This is a genomic window from Methanobrevibacter sp. (assembly GCF_045539575.1).
Taxonomy (GTDB): domain Archaea; phylum Methanobacteriota; class Methanobacteria; order Methanobacteriales; family Methanobacteriaceae; genus Methanocatella.
In genome coordinates this window covers 1-6,140 of sequence record NZ_JAZQFM010000067.1, presented here as the reverse complement: position 1 = coordinate 6,140, position 6,140 = coordinate 1, and the positions used below count along the sequence as shown (strand labels likewise).

At 37.3% G+C, this 6,140-nt stretch carries 7 protein-coding genes; 4 read left to right on the top strand and 3 right to left on the bottom strand.

Annotated features, from left to right (window positions below):
• The 4 genes from ACKI30_RS08635 to ACKI30_RS08620 all read left to right on the top strand — a co-directional run.
• Window positions 1-760 (top strand): 4Fe-4S binding protein (locus ACKI30_RS08635; protein ID WP_407411640.1); only part of this gene is annotated, 760 nt, incomplete at its 5' end.
• A 352-nt stretch (window positions 761-1,112) separates the two neighbouring features.
• Window positions 1,113-2,291 (top strand): MFS transporter, encoded by a 1,179-nt coding sequence (locus ACKI30_RS08630; protein ID WP_407411638.1) that lies wholly within the window; start codon window positions 1,113-1,115, stop codon window positions 2,289-2,291.
• Between the two features lie 110 nt (window positions 2,292-2,401).
• Window positions 2,402-3,670 carry a serine hydroxymethyltransferase gene (gene glyA / locus ACKI30_RS08625; RefSeq protein ID WP_407411636.1) on the top strand — a complete coding sequence of 423 codons (1,269 nt, stop codon included), beginning with the start codon at window positions 2,402-2,404 and terminating at the stop codon, window positions 3,668-3,670.
• A 6-nt stretch (window positions 3,671-3,676) separates the two neighbouring features.
• Window positions 3,677-4,369: a dihydromethanopterin reductase (acceptor) gene (locus tag ACKI30_RS08620; protein ID WP_407411634.1), complete on the top strand. Its 693-nt coding sequence runs from the start codon at window positions 3,677-3,679 to the stop codon at window positions 4,367-4,369.
• On the opposite strand, the gene ACKI30_RS08615 is transcribed toward ACKI30_RS08620, so the two are convergent.
• The 3 genes from ACKI30_RS08615 to ACKI30_RS08605 all read right to left on the bottom strand — a co-directional run bounded on the left by ACKI30_RS08615 (window position 4,355) and on the right by ACKI30_RS08605 (window position 6,070).
• Entirely contained in the window at window positions 4,355-4,597 is a 243-nt protein-coding gene (locus ACKI30_RS08615) for a DUF192 domain-containing protein (protein ID WP_407411632.1), read from the bottom strand. The two genes, ACKI30_RS08620 and ACKI30_RS08615, sit on opposite strands and share 15 nt — an antisense overlap.
• A 143-nt stretch (window positions 4,598-4,740) precedes the next feature.
• A complete protein-coding gene (locus ACKI30_RS08610; RefSeq protein WP_407411630.1) occupies window positions 4,741-5,379 on the bottom strand; it encodes a DsbA family protein in 639 nt (212 codons plus the stop codon).
• A 25-nt stretch (window positions 5,380-5,404) separates the two neighbouring features.
• Window positions 5,405-6,070 carry a DsbA family protein gene (locus tag ACKI30_RS08605; RefSeq protein WP_330008567.1) on the bottom strand — a complete coding sequence of 222 codons (666 nt, stop codon included), beginning with the start codon at window positions 6,068-6,070 and terminating at the stop codon, window positions 5,405-5,407.
• Between the last annotated feature and the right edge of the window lie 70 nt (window positions 6,071-6,140).

The following is a 6,140-nucleotide window of genomic DNA, read 5'->3' as shown; positions in this document are numbered from 1 at the left end:
TTGTATGTACTCCATGAAAAACGCTCAATTATGTATTGACCACGAACCTGATACCGAAGTAACCTGTTACTACATGGATATCCGTTCATTCGGTAAAGGATACGAAGAGTTCTACAAAACATCTCAAGAAAAATACGGTATTGAATTTATCAGAGGTAAACCTGCACAAATCTTCGAAAACGATGACTTAACCTTAACTATCAGAGCAGAAGATACTTTACTCGGTAAAGTAACTGAATACACTTACGACTTAGTTGTATTAAGTGTTGGTCTCGAACACTCCGCAGGATCTGACGAACTCAGACAAACCTTAGGTCTCTCCAGATCTGCAGACGGATTCTACATGGAAGCTCACCCTAAACTCAGACCTGTTGACACCTTAACTGACGGTGTTTACATTGCTGGTGTAGCACAAGGTCCTAAAGATATTCCTGACTCCGTAGCACAAGGTTCAGCTGCAGCATCCAGAGCAGCTATCCCAATGGCAAAAGGAGAAGTGGAAATCGAACCTATTATTGCATCCAACGACGAAACCGTTTGTGGTGCTTGCCAAGTATGTGTTGAATTATGTCCATTCGGTGCTATTGCTATCGCAACCGGTGTAGGCGGTAAAGAATTCGCACAAATTAACACTGCATTATGTAAAGGATGCGGTACTTGTGTAGGTGCATGTCCATCTGGTGCAATGAACCACCAACACTTCAAAACCGAGCAAATTATGGCACAAATCAGTGCTGCTCTTGAAGACATAGGTAAATAGATTTAGAGATTAATTTCTCTATTTCTTTTTTATTTTTTTCATCTATACGTTCAAACTTATTTTTACTCAATTCATCAAACCATCAATCCAGATTCAATATCTGATTAGTTATTTTCACTGTTTTAGATTTTCATTTGATTTTCACGAATGCTTTTTGAATTATATCAGTACTTATGCATTCATGGTGTGCATCAAAAATTTTATATAAAGTTAAATGTAAAATTAGAAGTGTACAATTGGGCATAATATGAGGTTAGATTTCTTATAACTTTCATATTTTTGAAGATACGATTTTTTAAAATTATTTTTACATGTTTCAATAAATTTTAATATGATATAACTATTGTTATTAATGAGGGATAAAGCCATGAAAAACAATCCGAAAATACTTCTCTATATCTTAATGCTGTCCACTTTGGGCATCAACACACCATTAAGTATTATCGGAATAATTTCTGAGATTTCACAGTATTTCCACACATCAATTGCAATGTCAGGGCTGTATGTAAGTTCATTTACATTTACAATTGCGGTTACAGGTCTGTTCGTTCCGATTTTCTTTTCAAAATTTAACCGCAAGACTACATTCGTTTCAATTTTGAGCATCTTTGCGGTTGCAAACCTTGTAATAATCTTTACAGACAATATCTATATTGCATCATTTTTCAGAATCTTGTCTGCAGTATTCTATCCTGCATTCATATCAGTTGCACTGACATTCTGTGAGGAAATTGCCCCTGAAGGTGAAGGTCAGGACTACATTACAAAGATACTTCTTGGAATTTCCGTTGGAAGCATTATAGGTCTTCCGATTACCACATGGTTTGGAACAGTATTCGGATATCAGATTGCCATGACATGGATCTTTTTGATTAATTTAGTTACCCTGATTTTAATAGCCGTATTTTTCCCCAACGTTTCAGGCAAGTCAAAAGGCTATGAAATGCCGTTATCTGCTATAAAGTCAAAGGAATTTATCCTCGCCACTGTTGGAATAATCATGATGCCGATTGGAGCCAGCATAGTTTATAATTACATGCCTTATTTTCTTCAGAGCGTCAGCCACATATACACTCATGAATTGAGCATATTTCTATTTGTCTATGGCCTGATTTCAATATTCGGAACATGGCTGGGCGGAAAACTGATAGTTATGAAGGATAAGGCCACTCTAATCATTTTCCAGTTGGTGTGCGCTTCCGTATTTTTGGGATTGTTAGTGTTTGCGGATTATCTCATCCCTGTTTTGGTCTTATTTTTGGTCTTTGGAATACTGGACGGAATGGGCTACAACCTCATCCAGTACATCGAAACATCAGTCCTTCCCAACACTCCGGAACTTGCAAACGGCGTATTTTTAAGTGTCCTGAATGGGGGTATTGCAATAGGAATAGCTATCGGCGGATTTTTGGTTGACGGGCTTGGAGTGATGTCCATATTTATTTTCGGAACATTATTCTTGCTTTTTGCTTTTGCATTGTTGGTTTATGTGATTTTGGTTTTAAAAGTTGAGTTGAAATACAGCAATTAATTTCAATATTTCTTTTTTATCATTTCATAACAGTGTTTTTCAAAAATGTTATATTATAAGATGAACAAAAATTAAATCATAAATATATAATTGGATATTAGGTGTAATAAATGGCTAATTATCATGACGAAATTTTAAAATTTGAAGAAATAGCAAAAGAACATACTCAGTACATGAGAAACAGTATCAATTTAATTGCTTCAGAAAACGTTACAAGTGTAGAGGTAACTGAAGCTTTAGCTACTGATTTTGCTCACAGATATGCGGAAGGACAAGCATTCCAAAGATTTTATGAAGGATGTCAATACGTTGACATAGTTGAAGACATGACCAAAAAGCTTTCATGCAAAGTATATGACTGTGACTATGCTAACGTACAGCCTGTTTCAGGTGTAACTGCAAACCTTGCGGCATTTTTCGGATTTGCAAAACCTGGTGAAAAGGTCATGGCTTTGGAAGTACCTTCCGGAGGACACATTTCCCACGCAGACGTAAGTGCAGCAGGTATCAGAGGCCTTAAAACCGTATTCCACCCATTGGATAAAAATGTCATGAACATCGACATCGATGCAATGAACAAAAAGATTTTAGAAGAAAAACCAAAAATCGTATTGTTCGGTGGAAGTTTATTCTTATTCCCACACCCAATCAAAGAAGCACGTGAAGCCGCTGATGAAGTAGGAGCAACCATAATGTACGATGGTGCTCACGTATTGGGTCTTATCGCTGGGGGACAATTCCAGCAACCTCTAAAAGAAGGTGCTGACGTAATGATGGGTAGTACCCACAAGACATTCCCTGGTCCACAAGGAGGAATTATCCTCTCTCACAAAGAAAACGAAGATCTCATTGACAATGCAGTATTCCCTGGTGTTGTAAGTAACCACCACTTGCACCACTTATTAGGTTTAGGTATTGCAACAGCTGAAATGTTAGAGTTCGGTGAAGCATACGCAAAACAAACAATCAAAAATGCACAGGCTCTCGGTCAAGCAATGTATGAATTAGGTTTCGACGTTTTATGCGAAGACTTAGGATTCACCCAGTCCCACCAAATTGCAGTGGACTTAAGATCAATCAGATCAGCATCAGACATTGCAAAAGAACTTGCTGACAACAATGTTATCCTAAACAAAAACCTCCTGCCTGGAGATGACAGGGACAACTCCGATGACCCATCAGGTATCAGAATCGGTACTCAGGAAATTACCAGAAGAGGTTTAAAAGAAAAAGAAATGGAAGAAGTCGCTCAATTCATCAAACGTGTAGCTGTTGATAAAGAAGACATCGCTGATGAAGTAGCGGAATTCATGAACCAATACACAACCTTAGATTACGCATTCTCAGACAGAGATGCTTATGAATATCATAAATTATAGATTAAAATGAGAATCGGATTTGCATTTACTGGAGCTGGTCATTTACTTAGGGAATCAGTGCACGTTGCTCGTGAGCTTGCAAAGGAACATGAAGTAACAGTATTTCTCTCTGGTGCAGCTGAAGAAGTTCTTAAGATGTATGGACTTTATGAAAATGTTGAACGCATCACTGGTGGAAAATACCGTGAATTAGCCACTGATTCAAACCAAAAGTTCTCATATCCAATTACTGGCCGTTTATCACTGGGTAAATATGATTTGTTAATCGTATCGCCGGCGACAGCAAATACAGTCTCAAAAATAGTCTATGGAATAGCCGATACCCTGGTTACTAATGCTGTAGCGCAGGCTGGAAAGGGTGCGGTACCGGTTTATATGGTTCCCGTAGATATCCATCCGGGACCAATCGATACAGTTTTACCGTCAAAGATGGAACTTTCCAAATGTGAAGGCTGTGATGACTGTGTGGCTGCCCTTGCATGCGAACAGGGTGCAATCATTCCACATTCCGAAATAGACCTTACAAAATGTATAGGATGCGGCCTGTGCAGAAACACATGTCCGAATGATGCAATTTCCGAAGGAAAAATTATTACAATCTATATGAGGGATATTGACATTGAAAATACTCGCAAATTATCAAGCATTGACAATATCCAAATATTCGAAAACCCTGAAGATATTTTAGATAAAATCTAATTTATCTCCAATTTCTATTTTTAACACGTCTTTTTTTGTCTCTAAAATAAATTTAGCTTGTTTTTCTGGTCTGTAAAATTTCCAGGGTTTTAGTGTGGTTTTTTCAAAAACAACCTTGTTTTTATCCAAAAAATACACGTCAATATCAAATCTCATGAAATGGGTATGTATTCCCGAGTCATTCAGGTTGCAGAACAATAGGGCAAAGTCAATATCCTTTTTTCCCATCAATCCTTTCAAACGTCTAAAAAAAGTATTTGCGCATATAATATTTATATTGGTTAATTCATTCGTCGTTTTATTTAAAATCATGAATATATATTATTTAAAAAATAATATATAAGGTTTTAACACCTTAAAATCAATTTTTACTAGCTAATCAAATCAGAAATTGCTTTTGCAAACTCTTCAGTTGAAAGAGCTTCCCTGATTATTGTTTCGCTTCCATCTTCCTCCAGTATGAAGCAGGGTGTGGTTGTAATTCCGGAAGAGATAGCCTCTTCCATGTCCCTGAACACGTCAATGTTGAAATAATTGTTTTCAAGTATTTTTCTTGCGTCAGTTTCTTCCAATCCGCATGAAACGGCAATTTCAACAAGACGGTCAATGTTGGTGAGGTTAATGTTTTCAACCATATTCGCCTTGAATATTTCTTCAACAATGTCTAAACTAAGGTCCGGATGGTCGTTTTGAACGTATTTTGTAAACCTTAGGGGATCCTTTGAGCTTGTAAGTGTAATGTCTCTGAAATTCATTTCCAGGCCATCTTCACGGGCGGCCTCTTCAATTTCTGAAATTTTTTTGGATGCGTCCTCCATGGATATTTCATATTTTTCCGCATATCTTTCGGTAATGCTCATGGCGGTTCTTTTTCCTGCCTGAGGTTCTGTTTCAAATGGCCTCATTTCCCATTCGGCATTTAAATCAAGTTTTTCACAAGCTTTTTTAATCCTATGAAGTCCAATATATGAATACGGACAGTTATAATCAATAATGCATGTAATTTTCATTTTTTATCATCTATTCTAGTCTGTTTTAAAGGAATGTTTTGGATTCCATCTCGCCGCTGATCATGTCTCTGATGGCGATTTTAAAGTCTTCTTTTTCAAAGGCTCCCGGAACGGTTAGCTGTTCGTCATTAATGGTTATCATGTAAAAGGGAATAGCTTCAATTCCCATAATTATGGACTCTTCCTCTTCAAGCTGAACCTCAAACATATATGATTCGCCTTCAAGAAGGTTTCTCACTTCGTTTTCATCCAAGCCGATGCCTGCCGCTACGCTTACCAAAACGTCAATGTCAGCTATTGTTTCGTTTGCGATAAAATTCGCTTCAAAGATTTTAAAAATAAGTTCCAGTGATTTTTCCGGGTGTTTGTTTTGAACGTATCTGACAAGCCTGTGGGCGTTTCTTGATGAAGTCAACCTGACATCCTTATAGTTGATGTCCAGTCCCTCGCTTTTCGCTATATCTTCTGTTTCTCTGATTATTTCATTCGCTTCATCAGGGCCGATTCCGTATTTTATAACGTATTCAGTAGTCATTGAATTTGCTGGTGTATCAAAAAGTGTTGGATGCAGCTCAAACGGCTTCATCTCCCACTCAGCATTCAACTCTAGCTCGTCAAGAGCCTGCTTTAATCTGTTCAGTCCAATGTATGAATTAGGACAGTTGAAGTCACTCCAGTGGACTATCTTCATTTTTATCCTCATTAGACTTTTTAGATTCTTTTTTATATATTTTATAAAGCTTTATCATATTGTCTACTGC